Origin of the sequence: Streptomyces adelaidensis, assembly GCF_016598475.1 — a bacterium.
GTDB lineage: Bacteria > Actinomycetota > Actinomycetes > Streptomycetales > Streptomycetaceae > Streptomyces > Streptomyces adelaidensis.
This window is the reverse complement of the sequence record NZ_JAEMUX010000218.1, coordinates 1-1613: the sequence shown is the minus strand read 5'-3', so window position 1 is coordinate 1613 and position 1613 is coordinate 1. Positions and strand designations below refer to the sequence as shown.

At 68.0% G+C, this 1613-nt stretch carries 1 pseudogene; it reads left to right on the top strand.

What is annotated here, in order from left to right:
• Window positions 1-79 precede the first annotated feature (79 nt).
• Window positions 80-1572, top strand: a pseudogene (locus I8N67_RS41400) (IS3 family transposase).
• The last annotated feature ends 41 nt before the right edge of the window (window positions 1573-1613 follow it).

Sequence of the window (1613 nt, the reverse complement as noted above, 5' to 3'; positions counted from 1 at the left end):
CCCTCTGTGACAACCTCAGGTGAGTCGGGGAGATCCCGGAAACATCTGACTGGGCGGAGAGACGAGTAGTGCTGTGCCGATGACCGTTCTGACCTCAGCCCGCCGGGCAGGGGATGCTGGAGGAGTGACCTCCCGCCCGGATCCCCAGGTCCCCGCCAAGGCCAAGCGCCGCAGCTTCACCGCGGACTTCAAGATGAAGGTCCTCGCCGAGTACGAGGCCGCCCCCGAGGGCGAGCGGGGGAAGGTGCTGCGCAGGTATGGGCTGCACTCGTCGCACATCGTCGACTGGCGCCGCTCACGGGACGCCGGTGCCGCAGCCGGACTGGCCAAGACCCGCGGACGCCCGGCGGCCGACCCCCGCGACAAGGAGCTCGAGCAACTGCGCGCCGAGAACGACCGGCTCCAGGAGCGCCTGCGCAAGGCCGAGTTGGTGATCGAGGTACAGGGAAAAGTACAAGCGCTCTTGCAGGATCTCTCCGAGAGCGCGCCCACGCCGCCCGCTGCCCCGCGCTCGCCACGCAAGCCGAGGACGTGATCGGCACCGCGATCGCCGAGCTGACCAGGGGCGGACTCGACACCACGGCGGCCTGCGCCGCGCTGGGCAGGGCCAGGGCCACCCACTACAGGCGCCACCCGGTCGCACCGCCGAAGCCCAGACGCGCCCCGGTCCCGCACCGCGAGCGTCACCAGCCCGCCGCGCTCAGCGAGTCCGAACGGGAGCGGGTCCTGGGGGTGCTGCACGGCGACCGGTTCGCCGACGCGTCCCCCGCCCAGGTCTGGGCGACGCTGCTCGACGAGGGCACCTACCTGTGTTCGCAGCGGACCATGTACCGGCTGCTGGAACGCGAGCACGGGCACGTCACCGACCGCCGCAACCAGGCCACCCACCCGCCCCGCGTCAGACCCGAACTCCTCGCCACCAGGCCGAACGAGGTCTGGACCTGGGACATCACCAAGCTCAAGGGACCGGCGAAGTGGACGTACTACTACCTCTACGTCGTCATCGACATCTACAGCCGGTACGTCGTGGGATGGATGCTCGCCGACCGCGAGTCCTCCGAACTGGCCAAGACCCTGTTCACCGAGACCGTGAAGAAGGAGGGCGTGAAGCGGGACCAGCTGACCATCCACGCCGACCGCGGCTCCTCGATGGCCTCCAAACCGATGGCGTTCCTCCTCGCGGACCTGGGCATCACGAAGTCCCATTCCAGGCCCCGGGTTTCCAATGACAACCCCTACAGCGAGTCGAACTTCAAGACCCTGAAGTACTGCCCGACGTTCCCCGGGTCCTTCGGCTCCCTCGCCGAGGCCCGCGCGTTCTGCGCGGACTTCTTCACCACCTACAACGGGCACCACCGGCACAGCGGCATAGGACTGATGACCCCCGCCATGGTCCACACCGGCCAGACGGAAGAGATCCACGCCCAGCGCGCCGACGTTCTCCGGGCCGCGCACTCAGCGCACCCCGAGCGGTTCCGACGAGGCACCCCCAAGCCACCCAGCCTTCCGGAACCCTCCTGGATCAACAAGCCGGCAGAACAGACCGACGAGACAGAAACCGCAGCAAGCTAAAAACATCAACAAACCGACTCAAACAGGTTGACGGGTTCCGT